This window comes from Novosphingobium anseongense (assembly GCF_037482895.1).
Classification (GTDB): Bacteria; Pseudomonadota; Alphaproteobacteria; order Sphingomonadales; family Sphingomonadaceae; genus Novosphingobium; species Novosphingobium anseongense.
This window is the reverse complement of sequence record NZ_JBBHJZ010000003.1, coordinates 346,381-367,611: the sequence shown is the minus strand read 5'-3', so window position 1 is coordinate 367,611 and position 21,231 is coordinate 346,381. Positions and strand designations below refer to the sequence as shown.

The 21,231-nt window shown below is 66.5% G+C and carries 18 protein-coding genes; 7 read left to right on the top strand and 11 right to left on the bottom strand.

Translation table 11 applies throughout. The features are described from left to right. Positions 1-13: 13 nt before the first annotated feature. From WG901_RS15735 to WG901_RS15725, 3 genes are all read right to left on the bottom strand, one after another. Positions 14-811 carry a GDSL-type esterase/lipase family protein gene (locus WG901_RS15735; RefSeq protein ID WP_339588044.1) on the bottom strand — a complete coding sequence of 266 codons (798 nt, stop codon included), beginning with the start codon at positions 809-811 and terminating at the stop codon, positions 14-16. 71 nt (positions 812-882) lie between these two features. After that, on the bottom strand, positions 883-2,286 hold the full coding sequence (locus WG901_RS15730) for an FAD-binding oxidoreductase (protein ID WP_339588043.1): 1,404 nt from the start codon (positions 2,284-2,286) through the stop codon (positions 883-885). Further along, positions 2,286-4,493 (bottom strand): TonB-dependent receptor, encoded by a 2,208-nt coding sequence (locus WG901_RS15725; protein WP_339588042.1) that lies wholly within the window; start codon positions 4,491-4,493, stop codon positions 2,286-2,288. The genes WG901_RS15730 and WG901_RS15725 overlap by 1 nt, the downstream gene beginning before the upstream one ends. A 310-nt stretch (positions 4,494-4,803) precedes the next feature. On the opposite strand from WG901_RS15725, the gene WG901_RS15720 reads away from it, so the two are divergent. The 3 genes from WG901_RS15720 to WG901_RS15710 all read left to right on the top strand — a co-directional run bounded on the left by WG901_RS15720 (position 4,804) and on the right by WG901_RS15710 (position 7,717). Next, positions 4,804-6,351, top strand: a complete 1,548-nt coding sequence (locus tag WG901_RS15720; protein ID WP_339588041.1) for a PQQ-dependent sugar dehydrogenase — start codon at positions 4,804-4,806, stop codon at positions 6,349-6,351. Positions 6,352-6,452: 101 nt separating this feature from the next. Next, positions 6,453-6,902, top strand: coding sequence for a hypothetical protein (locus WG901_RS15715; protein WP_339588040.1), 450 nt, complete (start codon positions 6,453-6,455; stop codon positions 6,900-6,902). Continuing rightward, entirely contained in the window at positions 6,902-7,717 is an 816-nt protein-coding gene (locus tag WG901_RS15710; protein WP_339588039.1) for a ferredoxin--NADP reductase, read from the top strand. The genes WG901_RS15715 and WG901_RS15710 overlap by 1 nt, the downstream gene beginning before the upstream one ends. Here the strand turns inward: WG901_RS15710 and WG901_RS15705 are convergent. From WG901_RS15705 to WG901_RS15685, 5 genes are all read right to left on the bottom strand, one after another. After that, positions 7,714-8,442, bottom strand: coding sequence for a FadR/GntR family transcriptional regulator (locus WG901_RS15705; protein WP_339588038.1), 729 nt, complete (start codon positions 8,440-8,442; stop codon positions 7,714-7,716). The genes WG901_RS15710 and WG901_RS15705 overlap by 4 nt on opposite strands. Next, positions 8,439-9,206 (bottom strand): helix-turn-helix transcriptional regulator, encoded by a 768-nt coding sequence (locus WG901_RS15700; RefSeq protein WP_339588037.1) that lies wholly within the window; start codon positions 9,204-9,206, stop codon positions 8,439-8,441. The genes WG901_RS15705 and WG901_RS15700 overlap by 4 nt, the downstream gene beginning before the upstream one ends. A gap of 80 nt (positions 9,207-9,286) precedes the next feature. Then, positions 9,287-11,383 carry a TonB-dependent siderophore receptor gene (locus WG901_RS15695; RefSeq protein ID WP_339588036.1) on the bottom strand — a complete coding sequence of 699 codons (2,097 nt, stop codon included), beginning with the start codon at positions 11,381-11,383 and terminating at the stop codon, positions 9,287-9,289. Positions 11,384-11,473: 90 nt separating this feature from the next. Next, on the bottom strand, positions 11,474-11,662 hold the full coding sequence (locus tag WG901_RS15690) for a hypothetical protein (protein ID WP_339588035.1): 189 nt from the start codon (positions 11,660-11,662) through the stop codon (positions 11,474-11,476). An 11-nt stretch (positions 11,663-11,673) separates the two neighbouring features. Then, positions 11,674-14,817, bottom strand: a complete 3,144-nt coding sequence (locus WG901_RS15685; protein ID WP_339588034.1) for an autotransporter outer membrane beta-barrel domain-containing protein — start codon at positions 14,815-14,817, stop codon at positions 11,674-11,676. Positions 14,818-15,128: 311 nt separating this feature from the next. Here WG901_RS15685 and WG901_RS15680 point away from each other — a divergent pair, with 311 nt between their 5' ends. From WG901_RS15680 to WG901_RS15665, 4 genes are all read left to right on the top strand, one after another. Next, positions 15,129-15,761 (top strand): RNA polymerase sigma factor, encoded by a 633-nt coding sequence (locus WG901_RS15680; protein ID WP_339588033.1) that lies wholly within the window; start codon positions 15,129-15,131, stop codon positions 15,759-15,761. Next, on the top strand, positions 15,758-16,429 hold the full coding sequence (locus WG901_RS15675; RefSeq protein ID WP_339588032.1) for a hypothetical protein: 672 nt from the start codon (positions 15,758-15,760) through the stop codon (positions 16,427-16,429). Before WG901_RS15680 ends, WG901_RS15675 begins: the two co-directional genes overlap by 4 nt. A gap of 69 nt (positions 16,430-16,498) precedes the next feature. Then, the gene (locus WG901_RS15670; protein WP_339588031.1) at positions 16,499-18,106 is read left to right on the top strand and encodes an alpha-amylase family glycosyl hydrolase; all 1,608 of its coding nucleotides are present in this window, start codon (positions 16,499-16,501) and stop codon (positions 18,104-18,106) included. Continuing rightward, complete coding sequence (locus tag WG901_RS15665) at positions 18,106-19,152, top strand: glycosyltransferase family 4 protein (protein ID WP_339588030.1); 1,047 nt, start codon at positions 18,106-18,108, stop codon at positions 19,150-19,152. Before WG901_RS15670 ends, WG901_RS15665 begins: the two co-directional genes overlap by 1 nt. Here the strand turns inward: WG901_RS15665 and WG901_RS15660 are convergent. The 3 genes from WG901_RS15660 to WG901_RS15650 form a co-directional block, all read right to left on the bottom strand. Next, complete coding sequence (locus tag WG901_RS15660; RefSeq protein ID WP_339588029.1) at positions 19,149-19,868, bottom strand: Crp/Fnr family transcriptional regulator; 720 nt, start codon at positions 19,866-19,868, stop codon at positions 19,149-19,151. The genes WG901_RS15665 and WG901_RS15660 overlap by 4 nt on opposite strands. Further along, positions 19,865-20,119: a DUF6894 family protein gene (locus WG901_RS15655; protein WP_339588028.1), complete on the bottom strand. Its 255-nt coding sequence runs from the start codon at positions 20,117-20,119 to the stop codon at positions 19,865-19,867. Before WG901_RS15655 ends, WG901_RS15660 begins: the two co-directional genes overlap by 4 nt. A 69-nt stretch (positions 20,120-20,188) precedes the next feature. Then, positions 20,189-21,151 (bottom strand): TIGR03557 family F420-dependent LLM class oxidoreductase, encoded by a 963-nt coding sequence (locus WG901_RS15650; protein WP_339588027.1) that lies wholly within the window; start codon positions 21,149-21,151, stop codon positions 20,189-20,191. Positions 21,152-21,231: the final 80 nt, after the last annotated feature.

Genomic DNA, 21,231 nt, shown 5'->3' with positions numbered 1-21,231 from the left:
GGAAAGCCGTGCGCTAGCGCTGCTGCAGCGCCCGCGTCGCCAGCGGCGCCATCGCGGCATAGCCGGCAGCATTGGGATGGGTGCCATCCGAAGTGTATTCGGGCTTCAGGCCGCCCGTCGGCGTCGCCAGAACCGCGCCGTAGTCGATAAAAGTCACCCGCTCGCGCGCAGCGAGCTGGCGCAGGCGCAGATTGAGCGCGGCGATCGTCGAGGCCGGCCGCAGGTTCGGCGCCCAGTTGAACGCGACCGAGGGCGGCGTCGCGGCGAGGACGATACGGATGCCCGCGGCCTTGGCCAGCACGACCATCGCCGCGATGTTGCCCTCGATCGCGTCGAGCGTGGTCGGCCCGGTGTTGCCGGCGATGTCGTTGGTGCCGGCCATGATGTGGACCACGCGCGGGCGTAGCGCGATCACGTCCGAGGGAAAGCGCAGCAGCATCTGCTGCGTGGTCTGGCCGCTGATGCCGCGGTTGACCCGGCCCGGACGGTAAAACGCGGGATCGGCATAGCCCCAGTTCTCGGTGATCGAATCGCCCATGAACACGACCTCGCGCGCCGCCTGCGGCATCGCACGCAGCCGCAGGTTGTCGGCGCGGTACTGGCAGATCGCCGGCCAATCGCCCTTGCGCGCCTCGGCATAAGCCGTGCGGTAGGCGGCGAGCTCGGCGGCAGACGGTGGCGGCACCTGCGCGGTCTTTCCCGAAAGGGTCGCGGTGCGCCAGGCTGCGAATTGCGGCGGCACGATGACCACCGGGCAGGGATTGTCGGTCACGCCAAGTGCGGCGGCGGTCAGCAGGAGCGAGAGCGGCATGGAGCGCTTCCTAGATCAGCCCGCCGCGGATGGCGATGCCGTACAGGCGCGCCATCGTCGTCGCCTCGACCTCAGAGCGTGAAGATCTTGCCAGGGTTGAACAGGTCCTGCGGATCGAGCGCGCGCTTGATCATGCGCATGACGTCGATCGTGCTTTCGCCCAGTTCCTTGGCCAGCCATTCCTGCTTGCCGATGCCGATGCCATGCTCCCCGGTGCAGGTGCCGTCCATCGCCAGTGCGCGCTCGACCAGCCGCGCGTTCAGCATCTCGACTTCGGCAAGTTCCGCGGGAGCCTTCGGATCGATCGAGAAGATCACGTGGAAATTGCCGTCGCCGACATGGCCGACGATCGTGCCCGGCACGCTGGCGGTGGCCAGATCCGCCTTGGTCTGCGTGATGCATTCGGGCAGCCGACTGATTGGCACGCAGACGTCGGTCGCCCAGCCGATCGCGCCGGAGCGCAGGTTGACCGCGGCGTAATAGGCCTCGTGCCGCGCCTTCCAGAGCCTGGTGCGCTCTTCCTGGGTCGAGGCCCACTGGAAATTGCCGCCGCCGTTAGCCGCCGCAAGCTGCCCCACGGTCTCCACCTGCTCGGCGACGCCTGCGGGCGAGCCGTGGAATTCGAAGAACAGGGTCGTGACTTCGGGCAGATCGAGCTTCGACCACTTGTTGCAGGCGCGGATCTGCATGTCGTCGAGGATTTCGACGCGCGCCAGCGGCACGCCGAGTTGGATCGACTGGACCACGGTGTCGACCGCGCCCTGCAGCGTCTCGAAACCGCAAACGGCGGCGGAGATGGTCTCGGGGATCGGGTGCAGTCGCAAGGTCACTTCGGTGATGACGCCGAGCGTGCCTTCGGAGCCGACATAGAGTCGGGTCAGATCGTAGCCCGCAGCCGACTTGCGCGCGCGACGCGCGGTCTTGATCACCTCGCCCTGAGGCGTGACCACGGTCAGCGAAAGCACCGCGTCGCGCATCGTGCCGTAACGTACGGCGTTGGTGCCCGAGGCGCGGGTCGAGGCCATGCCGCCGATCGTGGCATTGGCCCCGGGATCGATCGGGAAGAAAAGGCCCGTGTCGCGCAGATACTGGTTGAGCTCCTCGCGCCGCACGCCGGCCTGGACCGTGCAGTCGAAGTCCTCGGCGTTCACGGCGACGATCTGCGTCATCTGCGAGAGATCGAGGCTGACCCCGCCGCGAACCGGCAGGGCATTGCCCTCGATCGAGGTGCCCGCACCGAAGGGCACGACCGGAACGCCTGCCGCGACGCACAGGCGCACGAGTTCGATCACCTCCTGCGTGGACTGCGCGAAGACCACGGCATCGGGCAGGACCGGCGCGAAATGCGCCTCGCTGGTGCCGTGCTGGCGGCAGACCGCTTCGCCCGTCTGGACCTGAGCACCGAAGCGCTCGCGCAGAGCATCGATGAATTCGGGCGGCACGGGCACGCGCTCGATGATGGCCTGCTGGTGCATCAGAACTTGATCGCGCCTTCGGCACCGATCATCCGCGGCTGGATGAAGGAGGCATAGTAGACCGCGCCCGGCGTGCTGCTCGGCGCCAGCGCCGCCTGGGCGGCGACGTTGATCGCGCGCTTGTCGGTCAGGTTCTTGGCGAAGACCGAGAACGACAGGTTGCCCGTCTCGATCCCGGCGCGCAGGTCAACCGTGGCATAGCCGGCCAGGCGCTTGGGGAAGCGCAGCGCGTAGTCGCTGATGCGTTCGGACACGAAGTTGAGCGTCGCACCGAAGCTGGCCTTGGCATCGCCCGAGAGCGGCACGGTGTAGTCTGCCGAAGCCGAGCCAGACCATTGCGGCACATAGGGCAGGCGATCGCCCTTGATGCCGCCCGCAGCCGGCGCCGCCGTGGTCAGCTTGGCGTCGATGTAGGAAACGTTCGCACCCAGCGACAGACCTTCGACGGGGCGATAGCGCAAGGTCGCCTCGCCGCCCTGGCTGCGCGCCTTGCCGCCGTTGACCAAGTAGTTGAAGCCGCCACCGCTCGTCTGGATCTGGACGTCGTTCCAGTCGGTATAGAACAGCGCGCCTTCGAACGAGAGGCTGCGATCGGCGGTCTGCGCCTTGAGGCCGACTTCGTACTGGGTCAGCCGATCGGGCTGGAAGGTCAGCGGGATATTGCCCGTCGGCGGCGCCGGGTTCGGGCCGCCCGGGCGATAGCCGGTGGCGACGCGGCCGTAGATCATGAAGTCGTCCGAGAACTTGAAGCGCGGTGAGACGAGCCAGGTGGTGACGTTGTCGCTGGCCTGGCCCGGCACGATCAGCCGCGTCGGGCCGACGACGATGCCTTGATAGTCTTGGAGGTAGGTCTGCTTGTCGTGGCTGTAGCGCAGGCCGGCGAGGATATCGAACTTCTCGCCCAGGTGGATACGCGCGTTGCCGAAGACCGAATACTCCTCATAGGCGGAATCGATCGACGCGATGGCGATCGGGCGCGGCAGGGTCAGCGGCGCGCCCGTGCTGGCCAGGAAGGCATCCATTCCGGGGATGCGGTTCTCGTCCTCTTCCTTGGTCCAGTAGAAACCCGCCTGCAGATCGAGCGCGCCGCCAAGCAGTTCGTTGGCGCTCGCGCGCGCCTCTTCCGACCAGCGCGCGGTGCGCTTGATCGTGTTGACGCGCACGCCGAGGTTGTTGCCGAGGCCCAGCAGCGGACCGAGCGCCGCGCCGAAACCGCGCGTGCCGTCGGTGATCTCCTTGAAGTAGATCCGCTGGTAGGTCGTCGACGAGACGAGGTCGATCTTGCCAAGTTCGGCCTTCAAGGTCGCGTTGTAGAGGCGCAGGCGCACGAAGCCCTCTTCGCGGACGACGCGGTTCGCCTGGAAATCGCCAGTGATCGGCTTGAGCGTTGCGGCATCGACGTCGGTCAGGTTGGTGCCGTTGCTCTTGGTGTCCTGGCCCAGCGCCGAGAGATCGAGCCGGACGTTTTCGGCCAGCTTGACCGCCAGCACGGCACGGCCGCCGCGAACGCTCGCGCGGTTGATGTCCTTGCGACCCGTGCGCGCATTGACGTTGTCGACATAGCCGCCGTCGCGACGGAAGAAGCCCGAGACGCGCAGGCCGAGCACGTCCTTCTCGATCGGCAGGTTGGCCATGCCGCGGATCGCGAAACCCATTTCGCCCTTGGCGACGGTGTTGACCCCGCCCGAGACGCGCGCGGTGTAATCGTTCAGATCGACGCCCGTGGTCGCGAACTTGAGCAGGCCGCCGACCGCGCCGGCGCCGTAGAGCGTGCCCTGCGGGCCCTTGAGCACTTCGATCTGCGCGAGGTCGGAAGGATCGAGATCGGGGGTGATCGAGCTGCCACCCGTATAGGCGTTGACCGAACCGACCGGCGCTTCATCGACGTAGTAGCCGGTGGTCGAGCCCGGTTGCGCGGCGCCCGTGGTGATGCCGCGCAGGGTGACCTGGGCGTTGCCCGTGCGGCCCGAGGTCAGCGACAGGCCGGGAACGCGCGTGGCATAGTCGGAAAAGCGGACCACGCCCTGCTGCGCGAGATCGTCGGTAGCGAGCACGGCCACCGAGGCCGGCACATCCTGGAGACGCTCGGCGCGCTTCTGCGCGGTCACGACGATCTCACCGTAACCGGTGTCTGCAGCCGCATCGGTCTCGGCCGACTGTGCAAAAGCCTCACTCCCGGAAAGTGCGGCAAGGGCCACCCCTGCCATGACCAGAACTCGACCCGAACGATTCGAAGATGTCATTATCTTTCCCCTCCGCACTCCGGGATGAACGCCCGTGAGCCGAAACCTATCTGATAGCCCAACATTCCTATCAGATAGGTTCGCCGTGTCGATCATCTTCGGCTGTGCCGATCGGCTGAGACGCTATGCCGCAGATCGCCCGCGCGCCGATTGCACGAATGCGTCACCCCGCCGGAAACTGCCTCCGCTTCGGCGCCAAACCCGGGCGGACCTCCACTTGCCGCGTCTGACGATGCCTGTAACAGTCTGCCCGGGGTGGCGAGCGAGGTCGAACATGACGTGTCACGTGCAGCGCTATGGTTTTCTCCCCCTCGTATCCGCTCTGGCTCTGGCGCTCACCCTATCGTCTTGCGGCGATGGCGGGGGCGGCAATCCTGCGACCGGGACTGGCCCCACCCCGCCCAGCTTCACCTCAGCCACCACGGCTTCGGTCGGCGAGAACGCTTCGGGCACGATCTATACCGCCGTCGCCAGCAGCACCAATGGCGCGCCACTCGCCTATTCGATCTCGGGCGGGTTCGATGCCGCGCTTTTCCTGATCACGCCCGCAGGCGCTCTCTCTTTCAAGGTCCCGCCGGATTTCGAGACCCCGCTCGATTCCAACCGCGACAACGCCTACGAAGTGGTCCTGTCCGTCAGCGACGGGCAGAACACCGCCAGCCGTGCGCTGACGATCACCGTCACCGATAGCGTGAGCGGCGGCTTCGCGGTGCGGCGCGTAGGCACGGGCTTCGCTGCGCCGGTTTACCTCGCACCGCTTTCCGACAACAGCGGACGCGTGCTCGTGGTAGAGCGTGCCGGGCGCATCCGGATCCTCAACCCCGCCACGGGCGCGATCGCCGCCACACCGTTCCTCGACATCACGGGTCAGGTTTCGACCGACGGCGAGCGCGGACTGCTGGGCCTCGCGCTCGCCCCCGACTATGGCACGAGCGGCCGCGCCTATGTCTATCTGACCGCGCCCGACGGCGTGATCCAGTTGCGTCGCTATACGGCCAGCGCCGCCAGCAAGGACGTGCTCGATCCGGCGAGTTCGGACCTGCTGCTGACGATCCCGCACCCGCGCAGCAATCACAACGGCGGCTGGCTGGGCTTCGACAAGGCCGGGCTGCTCTACGTCGCGATCGGCGACGGCGGCGGCTCGGGCGATCCGGACGGCAATGGCCAGAACAAGTCGACCCTGCTCGGCAAGATTCTGCGGCTGGACGTCAGCAAGGACGATTTCCCGAGCGATCCCAACCGCGACTACGGCATTCCGTCGGCCAATCCCTATGCAACGAGCGGCGGCGCGCCCGAGGTCTGGCTTTACGGCCTGCGCAATCCCTATCGCAGCAGCTTCGATCGCGCGACCGGCGACCTGTGGATCGGCGACGTCGGCCAGGGCGCGATCGAGGAGATCGACCGCGTCCAGACCACCCAGGCCGGGCTCAACCTCGGCTGGCCGCTGTTCGAGGGAACGCAGGGGGTGCCGGGCGCCAATCCGGCGGGCATCACCATGCCGGTCACGCAGTATTCGCACGGCAGCGGGCCGCTGCAGGGCGCTTCGCTGATCGGCGGCTACGTCTATCGCGGATCACTCGAGGCGTTGCAGGGACTCTACATCTTCGGCGATTTCATCAGCAACAACGTCTGGTCGGTACCCGCCGCCGGGCTGACCCAAGGCACGACGACCGCGAGCAGCAGCTTCACCAATCGCAACGCCGCCTTCACGCCCGATACCGGAACCCTGACCAGCATCACCAGCTTCGGCGAGGACCAGTCGGGCGAACTCTATATCGTCACGATCGGCGGGAACGTGTTCAAGATCGTCCCGAGCGGATGAGCGCAGCTATCTCCCTCATCAAATCTCATATTGCAAATGACTCTCAATAGCGTACAGGAGGCCAGGCCCGCTCCGGGTGTGTCACCTGCTTGGAGAGTCCCATGTACGATTTCGTCGATCGCCCGGTGGAATGCCTCGGCAACGGCGGTCGCTTCCTGCTTTGGGCGATGCGCGGCTGGATTCATTCCACAGGTCGCGGGAACTGCGCCCCGGCGGCGCTGACGCGCGGCTTCGCCGGGGTCGGAGCGCTGATCGCCCTGCCCGATTTCCACCTGGCGATGGCGTTGCTCAACCGCGAGGCGCGCCAGTGCCTCAACCTCGCACCGATGGCCTGCGCGCAGATCGCCGAGGACGAAGCGCTGCTCGCAAGCCTCTGGCGCCACGCCGCGCTCGGCCGCGATGCGACGCTGCGTGCCACCCTGGCACTGATAGTCGACGAAGATGCCGTGGCGCCGACCGCGCAGGCCCTGACCACGGCGGCCGAACGGCTGGCGACGGTCGGCCTCGCGCCGTTCGAGCCCAGTTGCGAAACCCACAAGGAGTCCAAATGATGAGTGACCGCAAGGCCGCCGTGGCCAATCTCGCCCCTTCGGCCGCGCTGACGGTCGAGGAAGTCCGTTCGGTCCGCCATTGGAACGAGCACCTGTTCAGCTTCTCGATCTCGCGGCCGCCCTCGTTCCGCTTCCGCTCGGGCGAATTCGTCATGATCGGTATGATGGGTGAAGGCCGACCGCTGCTCCGCGCCTATTCGATCGCCAGCCCCGCCTATGCCGAGGAGCTCGAATTCCTTTCGATCAAAGTGCCCGACGGCCCGCTGACCTCACGACTGCAGAAGATCCAGCCGGGCGACCAGGTGTTCCTCGGCCGCAAGCCCGTGGGCACGCTCGTCACCGACGCGCTGCTACCGGGCAAGCGGCTGTTCCTGCTCTCGACCGGCACCGGCCTCGCGCCGTTCCTCAGCCTCGCGCGCGATCCCGACGTCTACGAGCGGTTCAGCCAGATCCTGCTCGTCCACTGCACGCGCCAGGTCAGCGATCTGGCCTTCCGGCAGGAACTCGAGAGCCAACTCGCCGGCGATCCGCTGGTCGGTGAGCAGGCGCTGCTGCAGTTCCACTACCTGCCGACGGTGACGCGCGAGAGCTTCCGCACCACCGGCCGCATCGGCGCGCTGATCGAAGACGGAACCTTGTTCGGCCACCCGCTGGTCGGCCCCAAGCAGCTCGATCCCGAAACCGACCGCGTCATGATGTGCGGCTCGATGGCGATGATCCGCGAATTGCAGCACCAGCTCGAGTGCCTGGGCTTTACCGAAGGCTCGAACGCCAAGCCCGGCGACTTCGTGATCGAACGCGCTTTCGTGGATTAATTCGGCTCGCGCATCCGCATGAGATCGGCGATCGAGGTGTCGAAGTGCCGGTCCATCAGCGCGACCGCGCGGGCGGTGTCGCGATCGGCGATCGCACGCGCGACGTCGCGGTGCAATTCGAGCATTTCCAGGCGCTGGCCGTCGGTTTGGCGGGTTTGCCAAGCGCGCGGCACGGCAACGTCCATCAGCCGGTTGAACGAGCGCACGATCTGATGGAACAGCGGGTTGCCGCTGGCCTCGGCGATCGCGTGGTGGAATTCGACGTCGGCCTCGCTGAGCCGCGCGAGATCACCCGCCGCTTCGGTCATCGCTTCGGCCGCGGCCATGATCTGGCGCGCCTGCGCCTCGCTGCGGTTCTGTGCGGCCAGACCGACGGTACGCAGTTCGAGCGTGCGACGCACGTCCCAGACATCGACCACCGAGACCTGCGCGGTCGCCACCGCGTGATCGAGCGACGAAGCCATGACCGAGCCGTCGATCGCCGCGACGCGCGCGCGGCGGCCGTTGGCGACGTCGATCTGACGCAGCGCTGCGAGCGCGCCGAAGGCCTCGCGCATGACCGCGCGACTGACCTCGAGATCGGCGGCAAACTTGCCTTCACCCGGCAGGGCATCCCCCACCTTGAGATCGTTGTCACGGATATAGTCGCGCACTGCCGTCATCGCGCGCTCGACGAGCGTGATCTTGCCGGTCGCGGCCTGGTTGACCGTCTGCCCGTCGTTCATGCAGCGATCTCCCCCCTTTGCCGCAACTGGCTCGGCGAGAGCCCGTAGCGCCGGGTGAAGGCCCGCGTGAAGCTGGCATTGTTGAGATATCCGCAGCGATAGCCGACCGTCGCCACGGGCAGGTCGCTGGCCAGCAGCAGCCGGCGCGCGCCACTCAGGCGGTTCTCCGTGAGGATGTCTGCCACGGTCGAATTGTAGATGGTGCGAAAGCCCCGCGACAGCTTGTCGCGATTGATCCCGCAAGCGCGCGCGATCGCTTCGAGCGTGAGCTTTTCCTGCCACTTCTCATCGATCATCCGCCGCGCCGCGGCGATCCGCGCGGCGTCTAGCTCGTTCAGCAGCCCCCCACCTTCGACGGGCACGAGTTCGCCCTTGGCCAGTTCGGCAAAGGCCTGGCAGAGCAGATCGACACTGCGCGCGCCCTGGAGCGTGGAACGCGCCCCGGGCGCCGTGTCGCAATCGAGGATCGAGCGCACGAGATCGCGGAGGCGACTCGGCAGGTACCAATGGCCAGCATTGGCCGGCAGGCCGCCAAACAGCCGCCGACAGGCGTCGCGCTGGACGACCAGAACGACCTCGGCGGTCGTTCCCAGCGCGCCGTCAGAATGCGGATCGAACCGCAGTACCGCTACGGCTTCGCGCTCGAGTCCGGCGAAGCTCACGACCAGGCTATCGTTCGGCCAGCCTTCATGCGCCACCACGCCCTGACCGACGAAAGCGATCAGATCAGCCGAAACATCAATGCGCAACTTGGACTCGGTCACAGCACCCTCCGCGAGGAGGGGCTGTAAACCTGTCAGATAGCTCTGACAACACCTGTCAGATAGGTTAGACTAAAGTCTAATCAGAAACTCCAGCCGATCGTTCCCATGACGTTGCGCGGCGCGGCCATGAAGCAGTCGCCGCGTGCCAGGCACGAGGCGAAGACCTTCTTGTTGAGCAGGTTGGTGGCATTGACCGCGAAGCGCCAAGCGCCCCAGTTGATCTCGGCCAGGGCGTCGACCGTGGTGCGCCCCGGGGTGACGACCGAATAGAGCGTGCCCGCCGGGATCGTCGGGTTGAGACCATAGGGATCGAGCGCGCCGGTCGACTTGCTGTTGCTGTTGTAGACGACGCCCGCACCGAGGCGCAGTTGCGCCTCCTCGGGGAGACCGAAGGTCTTGGTCGTCCAGGCCGACGCCGTATGACGCGGCATGTAGTCGAGGCTGGTGTTCGTCTCGGACTTGAGCTCGCTGTAGCCGTAGTTGAGCAGCAACTCGAAATCGCCGGGCAGCGTGTGGCTCGCCTCGAACTCGATTCCCTTGGTCTTCAACCGGCCCGACTGGGTGGTGGCACCGCCGGCCAGATATAGCAGGCGATTGCGTTCCTTGATCTGGAAGGCCGTGACCGTGACCAGCGTGTTGCGTTCGGGCTGCCACTTCACGCCTGCCTCGAACTGGGTGCCTTCTTGCGGCTTGAACGGCGCGCCGAAGCTGCCGTCCGCATTGGTGATGCGGCCCGCGAGCGGCAGGAAGCTTTCGGTATAGGAGAAGAAGGGCGAGATGCCCGCGCCGATCTCGCCGATGATGCCGGCGCGGAAGGTCGTGGCATTGTCGGTCTGGCCCGACGAGCCAGTGACGTGGTCGCGCCGCGCGCCGAGCACGAGCGAGACGCGATCGTAGAAGCGGATCTGGTCCTGGACGTATACGCCAAGCTGCTTCTGCGACTCGTCGGTGAAGGGACCCGTGGGATCGTAGGTCTTCAGCGCGGCATAGTTGATGTTGTAGAGATCGATGAGCTCGTTTCCGCCCGCATAGCGCTTGGCGACCTTGTTCCAGCTGTAGTCGACGCCGACGAGCAGCTTGTGCTCGATGCTTTCACCCGTGTTGAAGGTGAACTGCAGGTTGTTGTCGGTCGAGAACACGTTCATCCGCGCGTCGCTGGCATCGGCGGTGAGACCGATCGTGCGGCGATCGGTCCCGTAGACCGCAAAAGGGTCGCTCGGGTTGGAGTAGCTGTCGGCGTAGTGCGTGAAGTATTCGACGTTGCTGTCGATGTAGCGCGCCTTGAGGCTGAGCCGCACCGCGTCCGAGAAGTTGTGCGTGACGCTTCCCGTGACCTGCGCCGAGTGACCGTTGTAGCGATCCCAGCCGGCCTTGCCGACGAAGGTGTACAGATCGAGCTGGCCCGGGGCGCCGGGATTGGGCTTGAAGGTGCCGACGATCGGCAGGAACTGCGAGGTCGAGCCGGTCTTGTCCTTCTGGTAGAGGCCCGTCAGCACGACGTCGGTGTCGGGCGTGGGCTTCCAGCGAATCGAAGGCGCGATCATAAGGCGATCGTCGGGCACGTTCTTCACGAAGGTGTCGGCATCGCGCGCGCGGCCGACGAGGCGCACGGCCAGCGTATCCGACAGCGCATAGTTGACGTCGCCGAGCAGTTCCTTGCGATCGAAGCTGCCGTAGACCGCGCTGAATTCGCCGCGCGTCTCGAACTCGGGGGTCTTCGACACGAGGTTGACGAGGCCGCCGATAGAGCCCTGGCCGAACAGCACCGATGCCGGGCCGCGGACGATCTCGACGCGCGAGAAGTTGTACGGGTCCGAGGTGATGCTGGCATAATAGGAGAAGATGTCGCGCATGCCGTCGCGGAATTGCAGCGCGTCGAGGCCACGGACGTTGAAGCCGTCGACGCGCGTGTCGCGGCCATAAGGGCTGGCGAGGACGCCGGCGGCGTACTTGACCGTGTCGCTGATGCTGATCGCACCCTGAGCCTGATAGGTCTCGGCGGAGATGACCTTGATCGGCTGCGGCAGTTCGATCAGCGCAGTATCGGTCTTGGTGCCGGCGAAGCCCGTGACGACGATCGCTTCCTGATCGTCGGCCGCATCGGCGGCATCGTCAGCCGCCCAGGCCGCTTGCGAAACGAAGAGCGAGGCGACACCCGCCAGCAAAATGGACCTCATGGTTTTTCCCTTTGTCGAACCCTGCCGACGCCTCTAGCTATCTGCTATGAATTCGCAATAGCAATGAGGGGTAATTCGCCAAAAAGCGGATTAAACCCGTGCTTTCAAACGCCATTTTTCGGGCCGAAGGATCACGCCGTGACCGAGCAGCAGACGGCGGACCGTGCTGCCGGCGCAGGCATGATCGGCGGCGATCGCCTCGAAAGGTTCGCCGGCTTCGTAACGCGATAGGATTTCCGCGAAGTGCGGTTCGAGCCGGCGAAGAACGTATCCGCTCACGCCGGCCCCGATCAGAAGGCCACGCTCAGCGAGGCGCGTCCACCGTAACTCATGTTGCCCTCAGTCCTTTCGGCCCGCGCCGCGATCTTCCAGGTGAAGTCCCAGCCGCCCGCGAGCAGCCGCGCTTCGCCGAGCCAGCTCGACTTGCGGCCATCGGGCGTGATCGCGAAGACGTCGCCGTCCTCGAAGCTGGCGCGGGTGGTGCCGAGCGAACCCGAGACCGCATTGCGGCGGCCGCCCTCGAGTTCGATCGTCAGCGGCCGCTCGTCCTTCGTGCGGCGGCCGAAGCGGTAGGAGGCCGTGAGGCTGGTCGTTGCGGTGAGCGCCGTGCTCTTGCGGTCCTCGACCGTCAGATCCATCGCCGTGCCACCGCCGGTCTCGGTGTAGCCGTTCTCGCTGAGACGGTAGTAGTCCAACGTGCCCTGCGGCCGCAGCGTGAGGTTTTCGCCAAGGTCGAATTCGTAGGACGCGCCGGCCGCGCCCGAATAGAGCCAGCCCTTCCAGTCGGCCGCATTGCTGTAGGTGAAGCTGGTGCCGTTGCTGTCGCCGGTGAAGCTGCGCTCGCTCGACAGCGAGACGCGCGCCGCCGAGCCGCGCGCGAAGGCATAGAACGGCCCTTTGGCCAGCCGCCAGAACAGCGCGACCTCGTGCTGCGAACTGCTCACTTTGCCCGTGCCGCCGTTGTTGTCGATCGTGCCCTTGAGCCAGGCATAGGATACGCCGACGCGCCCGAAGCCGACGTTGCGCTCGACGCCGCCGGTCAGGCCCCAGCCATTGGCCTTGTAGGCGGCCGTTCCCGTCGCGTCCTTGCTCGTACGCCAGTAGACGGGCTCGAACCAGCCGCCGACTTCGGAGATGTCGTGGATCGAATCCGCATCGAGCACGTGCGCCGCGGCCAGGCGCGAGCCGCGCGTGACTGCGTTGAACACGCCACCGGCGTGATCGGGCAGCAGTTGATCGAACTGTGTCTGCAGCGCATCGGCACTGTCGATGCCCAGCACGTCGGCGGTCATCTTGGCGTCGCTGGCCGCGGCCTCGACGATCGCCTCATAGCCCTGCGAGGCGGCGCGGCGCAGGCCGAGTTCGCCCGCAGCCTTGCGGCGGATCGTCAGCACCAGGTCGTTGCCCTTGGCGGCGACCGAGCCCGCGTAGATATAGGGCAGTGCCGTGCTGGTGTTGTCGAAAGTGCCCGTGCCGTTGAGCGTGCCGGCGGTAAGCACGGTATAGCTGCCCTCGGCGCCGACCAGCGAGGAAATCGTCGCCGAGATCTTCGCGCCGCTGGCAAAGGTCGCAGTCTGCGCGGTCACCAGCGAGCTCGTGCCCTTGGCGCCGTCGATATAGACGCCGAAGGTACCGCCCGAATTGACCGTCAGCGAGCCGACCGCATATTTGTCGGCCGCGCTCGCCCCGAAGGTGCCGCCGTTGACCGTCACTGCCGCTGCGCCGCCGTTGGCGATCGTGCCATAGAACTTGGCACTGTCGGCAAGGGTCAGGGTGCCGGCGGCGCCGGCGAAGTCGATCGAGCCGTAGAAGCTGGCCTTGCCCGACAGTGCGGCCGAGGCCGTTCCCGTGCCGAAGAAGACCTTGCCCGAATAGAGCGCGCGATCGGACAGGACCAGACGGTCGTCGCCGGCGTTGAAATAGGTGTTGCCGACGATCTGGCCGTCGCTGGCCGAGAGTGTGTCATTGCCCGAACCCGTGACGATGTCGCCGCGGATCTGGGTGTAGACCGTGGTGTCGACCGTGCCGTCCTTCTCCACCGTGGCGCGCGTCGCGGCATCGGCGGCGTTGATCGACTGGCTAATCGTCACGCCCGTCGTGTTGGCCGAAAGATCGATCGCGCGGCGGACGTCCTCGCTGGTGCCGCCGACCGAGATCGAGCCCGTGTTCTCGAGCGTGGTCAGCGTGCCCGACAGGTCGCGCACGCCATAGACCGCGCCGTCGCCGGGTGAAGTGATTGCCGCGGTGATCGCGCCGCTGTTGTTGAGCTTGCCGACCGTGGCGCCCTGGTTGATCAGCAGCGCCGTCGCGGTCGAATCGACGGTGTTGGCGACGATCGTGCCGTTAACCGAGATGCCACCGGGAAGATTCACCGTGCCACCCTTGCCGCCGATCACGACGCCATAGGCATCGGTCGAGGTGAAATAGGCATTGGCCGTGGCCGAACCGTCGATCACCAGCGAATAGCCGCCGGTGTTCCCCGTAACCGCGCCGATCGTGATCGGGCTGGCGCCGCCGATCAGCAGCGCCGGACCGTTGCCGTAAGAGATCAGCGCGCCCGTGCCTTCGGAGCTGTCGGCGATGCCGTCACCGTCGACGTCGGTGTTGGTGGTCGAGGTCGTGGGCGGAACGCCGACGATCACGCCGCCCGCCACATTGCCCGAGATCACCGCCGCCGGCGCGCCGACGCGCAGATCGCCGCGCGCCAGGGTGGTCGTGGTGCTGTTGTCGTTTGTGTAGGAAACGGCCTGCTGGACCGTGCCCTGGATCGTCACCGTGCCGCCGACGTCGCCATTGACCGCGAGCGCAGTCGCGCCCTCGCCGATCGCGGTGATCGTACCCGCGCTGATCAGGACGTTGCCGCTGACCGCACCGGTCTTGATGCCCACGCTGTTGTCGCCGATCACACGGATGGTGCCGCTGCTGGTCAGCGAGCCCTGGAGCGCCGAATCGAGCACGATGCCGCCCGAGTTCAGACCCTCGACCGTGATCGAACCCGAATTGATCACGTTGCCGGTCACGGTACCGCCGGGCAGGGTGCGGATGCCGTAGCGGTTGCTGGCCGAGGCGATCGGGCCGTCGGCAATGCCGTTGCTGTCGGCATCGGCGGGAACGAAGTCCTCGGTCACCGCGATCGTACCCGAATTGGTGATCGTCGTGCTCGTACCCGGAGCGGCGGTGATCGCCGCGGCGCCGCTCGCGCCCGCGACCTTGAGGTTGCCGGCGTTGCTGACCTTGTTGTTGCTGTCCACCGTTACGGCCGTGCCCGAAGCCACCGAGATGGTACCGTCGGTCGTTACCGTGACATCGCCCGCGCTCGCGGTCTTGAGCGGCGTGGTGGTCGAGGTTGTGACCGAGGTGTCGGCCAGGGCGGGAGAGGTCACGAGAGCGGCGGCTAGCGCAGCGAGGCAGGAGGTCGTCGAGAAGCTGCGCATCGGCAAAGGGCGTCCTGATCGAAGAGAGATGGGGCGGAGCTTCGCAACGCCGCGACCGCCGGCAGACAGGGGTCGGCGTTGATTGCGCCGGCGAGGCGACATTGCGAAACTCACGGGGCGCTTAACGGGCGCGGCGGCCCCACCCTTCGCGCGCCCGGCAAAAAAATTTGGCGAGGGCGTACAAAGGTGAACATAAATCTGTCGTTCAGCAGCCACGCCCTAGCGCAGGCCCCGACGACAGAGGACGCCACGCAACGTCCCGCGGCATCGGGGTCCTTGTGACATTTGAAGAGCGCCACGAATTCGAACCAGTGACCGAAACGGCCGGCGTCTATGCCGAGCCGGCACTGCCGCTCCCTCGCGCGAGCGAACCCTGCACGAGCGATGCCGACGCGGCCTTGATGGCACGGGTTGGCCGAGGCGACGTCCAGGCCTTCACCGTGATCGTCGAGCGCTACACCCCGCAGCTCTATCGCGTGTGCCGGCGCATGCTGAACGGCGGCGGCGAAGCCGAGGACATTGTCCAGGAGGCCTTCGCCAAGCTCTGGCAAACCGCGCCGCAATGGCGCGCGCAGGGCGGCGGCCTGCCCGCCTGGCTCCATCGCGTCGCGGTCAACCGCTGCCTCGACCGGCTGCGCCAGTTCCGCGTGATCACCACCGACACGATGCCTGACGTGGCCGACGAAGCCCCCGGCCCCGAACGCGCGCTCGCGATGCAGCGGCTTAGCGAGACGGTCGAGAACGCGCTCGCTTCGTTGCCCGGACGGCACCGCGCGGCGATTGTGCTTTGCTATTTCGAAGGTTTGAGCAACATACTGGCCGCACAAGTGCTGGAGCTCAACCTGAAGGCCATGGAATCGCTGTTGTTCAGAGCAAGGCGCAGCCTGCGCGAGCTGCTGGAAGCGCGCGGCGTGCGCAGCGACGATCTGGAACTCCTTCAGTGACAGGCGAGCCGGATCGCGAAAGCGACCTGATTCGAAAACTGGGCGAGCTGACGCCTCCCGAAGCACCCGCCGATCTCGCGGCGCGGATCGTGCGCAGCGTCACCCAATTGCCGCAGCAGCCGACTTTCACGCCGCAACCCGAATCACCGGCGCCTGTCGTGCCGAAGCGCGCGAGAGCCAGGCAATGGCTGCCGCGCGCGATCGGTGGCGCAGCGGCCGCCTGCGCGATCGGGGCATTGCTGGTCCATGTCATCGACCTGTCCGATCGCACCCCGGACGCTCCGCCCCACGCCGACAAGCCGGCGCAGGCGGTCAAGGTCGTGACGGGGTCGGTCGAAGTCCGCCTCGCGACGGCCAGCGACGCCCCGGCCAAGCCCGCCCCCGCCGCGCGCAAGTCGGCAAGGCCCGCTCCCAAAGTCGTGCGCAAGCCCGTGGAGCCCGAGATTGCGCCGTCCGAGGGTGTGCCGCTCGAAGTCGAAGCCACCCCCGAGTTCGCGATCGAGAACAGCCCGACGGTCGCGCCGCTCGACAAGCCGAGCGAGCGGGCGATGGTCGGTCCGGCTGACCCGCGGGGTGTCGTTGGCCCGATGCCGCGCAGCGGCCCCGCGCCCGGCTTTGGCATTTCCGGCTCGGGCGCCTCGATGCCGGGCTCCGCACCCCACTACTGACCACCCGCTTTTCCGCCGCGGCGGGCAGCGGAGGCCGAACCTTTTCGCCATCGGCGCGTTGTGCCTCGCATGGGCGAGATCTCGGCAGGGCACGGCACGCGGCCGTGGTGGGAAAGCGCGGTGATCTACCAGATCTATCCGCGCTCGTTCCAGGACAGCAACGGCGACGGCATCGGCGATCTTGCCGGCATCGCCGCGCGGCTCGACTATGTCGCAGGCTTGGGCGTCGACGCGATCTGGCTCTCACCCATCTTTCCTTCGCCGATGGCCGACTTCGGCTACGACGTCGCCGATTACTGCGGGGTCGAACCGATGTTCGGCGATCTCGCGGCCTTCGACGCACTGCTCGGCCAAGTGCACAAGCGCGGGCTCAAGCTGCTGCTCGACTTCGTGCCCAATCACAGCTCGACCGAACACCCGTGGTTCGTCGAGAGCCGCTCGTCCCGCGACAACCCCAAGCGCGACTGGTATGTCTGGCGCGATCCCGCCCCCGACGGTGGACCGCCGAACAACTGGACCAGCGACATGGGCGGCTCCTCGTGGGAATTCGATCCCGCGACGGGTCAGTATTATCTCCACGCCTTTCTAAAGGAACAGGCTGACCTCAACTGGCGCAATCCCGAGGTTCGCTCGGCAATGGACGACGTGCTGCGCTACTGGTTCGACCGCGGCGTCGACGGCTTCCGCATCGACGTGCTCTGGCACTGCATCAAGGCCGAGGGCCTGCCCGACAATCCGCCGAACCCCGCCTTCACGCCAGACATGGGCGAGAAGCGCAAGGTCCTGCAACAGCACTCCGCCCACCAGCCCGAAATCCACGAGATCGCCGGCGGCTTCCGCGCGATGGCCGACAGCTATGGCGAGCGCCTGCTCGTCGGTGAGATCTGCCTGCCGCTCGATCAGCTCATGACCTATTACGGTAATGACAAGGTGCCCGGCGTGCACCTGCCGTTCAATTTCCACTTGTTCGAAGCACCCTGGAACGCCGAAGCGATCGCGGGTTTCATCGCCGAATACGAGGCCGCGCTACCGCCGGGCGGCTGGCCCAACTGGGTGCTCGGCAGCCACGACGCGCCGCGCATCGCCGGACGGCTGGGAGAGGCGCAGGCCCGCGTCGCGGCGATGCTGCTGCTGACCCTGCGCGGCACGCCGACGCTCTACCAGGGCGACGAGCTCGGCATCGGCAAGGTCGCCATCCCTGCCGACCGCATTCGCGATCCGCAGGACGTGCGTCAGCCCGGGCTTGGTCTCGGCCGCGACGGCGCGCGCACGCCGATGGCATGGGACGATAGCGCCCAGGCCGGCTTCAGCACGGCCGAGCCGTGGCTGCCGCTCCATGCAGACTGGTCCACACGCAACGTCGCGGCGCAGGACGGATCGAACACCGCGATGCTGACGCTGTACCGCCGCCTGCTGGCTTTGCGCCGCAGCCATCCGGCGCTGAGCCTCGGTGATATCACCCTGCTGTCCGCCGAGCCCGACGTCATCCAGTATGAGCGGCACCAAGGCGACGAGCGCCTGCTTATCGCGCTCAACCTCGGCACCCAGCCGCGCAAGATCCGTGTTCCCGCCGATCGCCGGATCACCGACGCCCTGCTCACGACGATCCCGTCGCGCGGCTTCGACGGCGGCCTCACCGCCAACGAAGGCCTGATATTGAAAGTGGAACCACGCTGATGCGGATCGCAATGATCGCCCCGATCGCCTGGCGAACGCCGCCGCGCCACTATGGTCCCTGGGAACTGGTGACGAGCCTGCTGACCGAGGCGCTGGTCGCGCGCGGGATCGACGTGACGCTGTTCGCGACGCGCGACAGCCAGACGGCGGGCAGGCTCTCCGCGGTCGTCCCCGCGCCCTATTGCGAAGACCCTTCGGTGGACGCCAAGGTATGGGAGCACCGCCACCTCGCGCACGTGTTCGAACAGGCCGATCGCTTCGACCTGATCCACAATCAGGCCGACTTCCCCGCCCATGCCTTCTCGCGCTTCGTCGACACGCCGATGGTCACGACGATTCACGGCTTCTCGTCGGAGCGCATCCTGCCGATGTACAAGCCTTACGAGGACCGCGTGCACTATGTCGCGATCAGCGAAGCGGACCGGCATCCGGACCTGCGCTATGCCGCGACGATCCACCACGGCATCGTGCCCCATGAGTTCCCGCTCGATCCGGTGGGTAGCGAGGACCTGCTCTATTTCGGCCGGATCCATCCCGACAAAGGCACCAGCGAGGCGATCGAAGCCGCGCGAGCCGTGGGTCGGCGGCTCCACATCTACGGCGTGGTGCAGGACGAGGCCTATCACCAGCGCGAGGTGTTGCCGCATGTCGACGGCGAGCGCGTGATCTATCACGGCGCGGTCGGCGGCGCTGCGCGGATCGCCGCGCTGAGCCGGGCCCATGCCCTGCTCCACCTGATCAATTTCGACGAGCCCTTCGGCCTCTCGGTGATCGAGGCCATGGCCTGCGGCACGCCGGTGATCGCCGTGCGCCGCGGCTCGATGCCCGAAATCATCGAACACGGCCGCACCGGCTTCCTCGTCGGGAGCCTCGGCGAAGCGATTGCCGCGATCGAACGCATTCCCACGATCGATCGCCGCGCCCCTTCGCAAGCGGTGACCGATCGCTTCTCGGTCGATCGCATGGCCGACGAATACATCACGCTATATCGCAATATCCTTGGCGTAGCGGTCGCTGCGCCGGAAACCGAAGCGCTTCCCGCCTAGCGCGGCGTGCTGTCGAGGTAGAGATAGGTCGGGTCGAACTCGGCGTAGGCCTTCAGTCCCTCGATATCCTCGATCACCACGCGCCCGCGGGTGAACTGGACGAAGCCCAGCTCGCGCAGTTCGCGCAGCACCCGATTGGTGTGGACCACGGTGAGTCCCAGGCATTCGCCCAGCTCGCTCTGGTTCATCGGCAGAGCATAGGCCTCGTCGTCGAGCCGGCCGACGATCTGCAGCCGCGTATAGACTTCGCAGAACAGATGCGCGGCGCGCGCAGCGCCGGTGCGCTGGCCCAGCGACAGCTCCCATTCGCGATGCATCGCCGCGTCGAGATTGGTCGAGAACCACAAGAGCCGCGTGAGGTGCGGATGGACCTCGGTCAGCCGCGTCAACAGGTCGTGCCGGGCATAGGCGACCCGGCACGGCGACAGCGCCATCACATCGTGGTCGAGTTGCTTGAGCGTGAAGCCGTGCAGGTCGAGGAAGTCGCCGGCCACGTGCAACGCGGTGATCTGGCGGTCCCCGCTACGCAGATCCTTCTGACGGCACATCAGCCCCTCGATCAGCAGGATCGAGCGGTTGAGCGGCTCGCCGCGCCGCACGACCGTCTTGCGCGCGGGAATGTCCTCGACCTCGGTAATGAGGTCGCGCAACGCCTGCTCTTCATCAGGCGAAACGACGTCGCGCTTGCGCAGCTTGAGCAGCAGGCTCTCGATCATGCGTTCGAACCCACGGGCAACTTCAGTTCGAAAGCCTCGGTAAAGGCGATCGTGAACAAAACGTCCGCCCCTTCGGTAATATCGATATGCCCTTGCAGGTCGATCAGCCCATGGCGGGCCTCTTCTGCGAGGATCGAGCGGATGCTGTCGATCGCCACGCTGCGTGCATGGGACTGCCCAGGCAGGTCCAGCCCCTCGTCGTCGTGGGTCTCGCCATGGCCATTATGAACGTGAAAGAAGAATCGCGGCATTCCAGTCCCTTCGAGCCTGACGATGAGCGAACGTCAGGATGTGGCGGGGGTTCCAGGGCTAGACAGGGTTCAGGTGCCCCGCTTGAGTTCAGGCAGCAGTTTCTCCTTGAAAAAGCACGTAAAGCCTTCTTGATCGTCGCCGATGCCGGTCAGAACGATGTGATCGAAGCCAGCATCGAGATACTTCCTGATCGCGGCGAGGTGAACCTGCGGATCGGGGCCCGCGGGGATCGTCTCGGCTAGGTCTTCAGGTCGGACATGCTTGGTCGCGGCCTCGAAGCCTGCGACGGTCGGCAGTTCACTGTTGACCGACCAGTCGAAGGCAGAGAAGCGGAAGCGCTCGTGCGCGATCTTGCGCCCCTCTTCCTCGGTCGCGGCATAGGCCAGCGCCACCTCGGCATAGGCCGGGCCTTCCTTGCCGCCCTTGCGAAAGCCTTCGACGAGTTCGGCCTGGGGCGAGGTGGTCATGATGCCGTCGGCGATCTCGACCGCCAGTTCGACCGATTCTGGACCGCTGACCCCCAGTACCACCGGGATCGGTCTTTCCGGGACGTCGTAGAGTTGCGCATGATCGAGCGTGAAATAGGCGCCCACATAAGTGCTGACGCCGCCATGCCAGAGCTCGCGGAAGATATCGACGGCCTCGCCCAGCATCGCATGCCGTTCCGGGACCGAAGGCCAGGCCGCACCGGTGACATGCTCGTTCAGCCGCTCACCCGCGCCCACGGCCAGAGTGAAGCGGTTGTCGCTGAGCAGCGCCACCGTCGCCGCGGCCTGGGCGATGATCGCCGGATGATAGCGGATGATCGGACAGGTCAGGCCGGTGGTGATGCCGATCGTCTCGGTGGCATGCGCGATCGCGCCGAGCACGGACCAGACGAAGGGCGCGTGACCCTGCGCTTCGAGCCAGGGATGAAAGTGATCCGAGGCCGAGATGAAGTCGAACCCCGCCTTTTCCGCAAGGACGGCATTGGCCACGAGCGCCTTGGGCCCATGCTCCTCGGTCATCAGCTTGTATCCGAATTTCGTCATCGCGGGCCTCCGATAGCTATGCGGAGTGCAACGCGGCCAGCGCGCGATGGTTCGCTATTTCAGCGGCTTATTCGCCCCGC

Bases quoted from the DNA above. Each gene is read 5' to 3' on its own strand.
- WG901_RS15660 (WP_339588029.1), bottom strand. From the start codon at position 19,868: ATGATCGAGAGCCTGCTGCTCAAGCTGCGCAAGCGCGACGTCGTTTCG.
- WG901_RS15670 (WP_339588031.1), top strand. From the start codon at position 16,499: ATGGGCGAGATCTCGGCAGGGCACGGCACGCGGCCGTGGTGGGAAAGC.
- WG901_RS15735 (WP_339588044.1), bottom strand. From the start codon at position 811: ATGCCGCTCTCGCTCCTGCTGACCGCCGCCGCACTTGGCGTGACCGAC.
- WG901_RS15695 (WP_339588036.1), bottom strand. From the start codon at position 11,383: ATGAGGTCCATTTTGCTGGCGGGTGTCGCCTCGCTCTTCGTTTCGCAA.
- WG901_RS15730 (WP_339588043.1), bottom strand. From the start codon at position 2,286: ATGCACCAGCAGGCCATCATCGAGCGCGTGCCCGTGCCGCCCGAATTC.
- WG901_RS15655 (WP_339588028.1), bottom strand. From the start codon at position 20,119: ATGCCGCGATTCTTCTTTCACGTTCATAATGGCCATGGCGAGACCCAC.
- WG901_RS15725 (WP_339588042.1), bottom strand. From the start codon at position 4,493: ATGGCAGGGGTGGCCCTTGCCGCACTTTCCGGGAGTGAGGCTTTTGCA.
- WG901_RS15715 (WP_339588040.1), top strand. From the start codon at position 6,453: ATGTACGATTTCGTCGATCGCCCGGTGGAATGCCTCGGCAACGGCGGT.
- WG901_RS15705 (WP_339588038.1), bottom strand. From the start codon at position 8,442: ATGAACGACGGGCAGACGGTCAACCAGGCCGCGACCGGCAAGATCACG.
- WG901_RS15650 (WP_339588027.1), bottom strand. From the start codon at position 21,151: ATGACGAAATTCGGATACAAGCTGATGACCGAGGAGCATGGGCCCAAG.
- WG901_RS15685 (WP_339588034.1), bottom strand. From the start codon at position 14,817: ATGCGCAGCTTCTCGACGACCTCCTGCCTCGCTGCGCTAGCCGCCGCT.
- WG901_RS15710 (WP_339588039.1), top strand. From the start codon at position 6,902: ATGAGTGACCGCAAGGCCGCCGTGGCCAATCTCGCCCCTTCGGCCGCG.
- WG901_RS15665 (WP_339588030.1), top strand. From the start codon at position 18,106: ATGCGGATCGCAATGATCGCCCCGATCGCCTGGCGAACGCCGCCGCGC.
- WG901_RS15720 (WP_339588041.1), top strand. From the start codon at position 4,804: ATGACGTGTCACGTGCAGCGCTATGGTTTTCTCCCCCTCGTATCCGCT.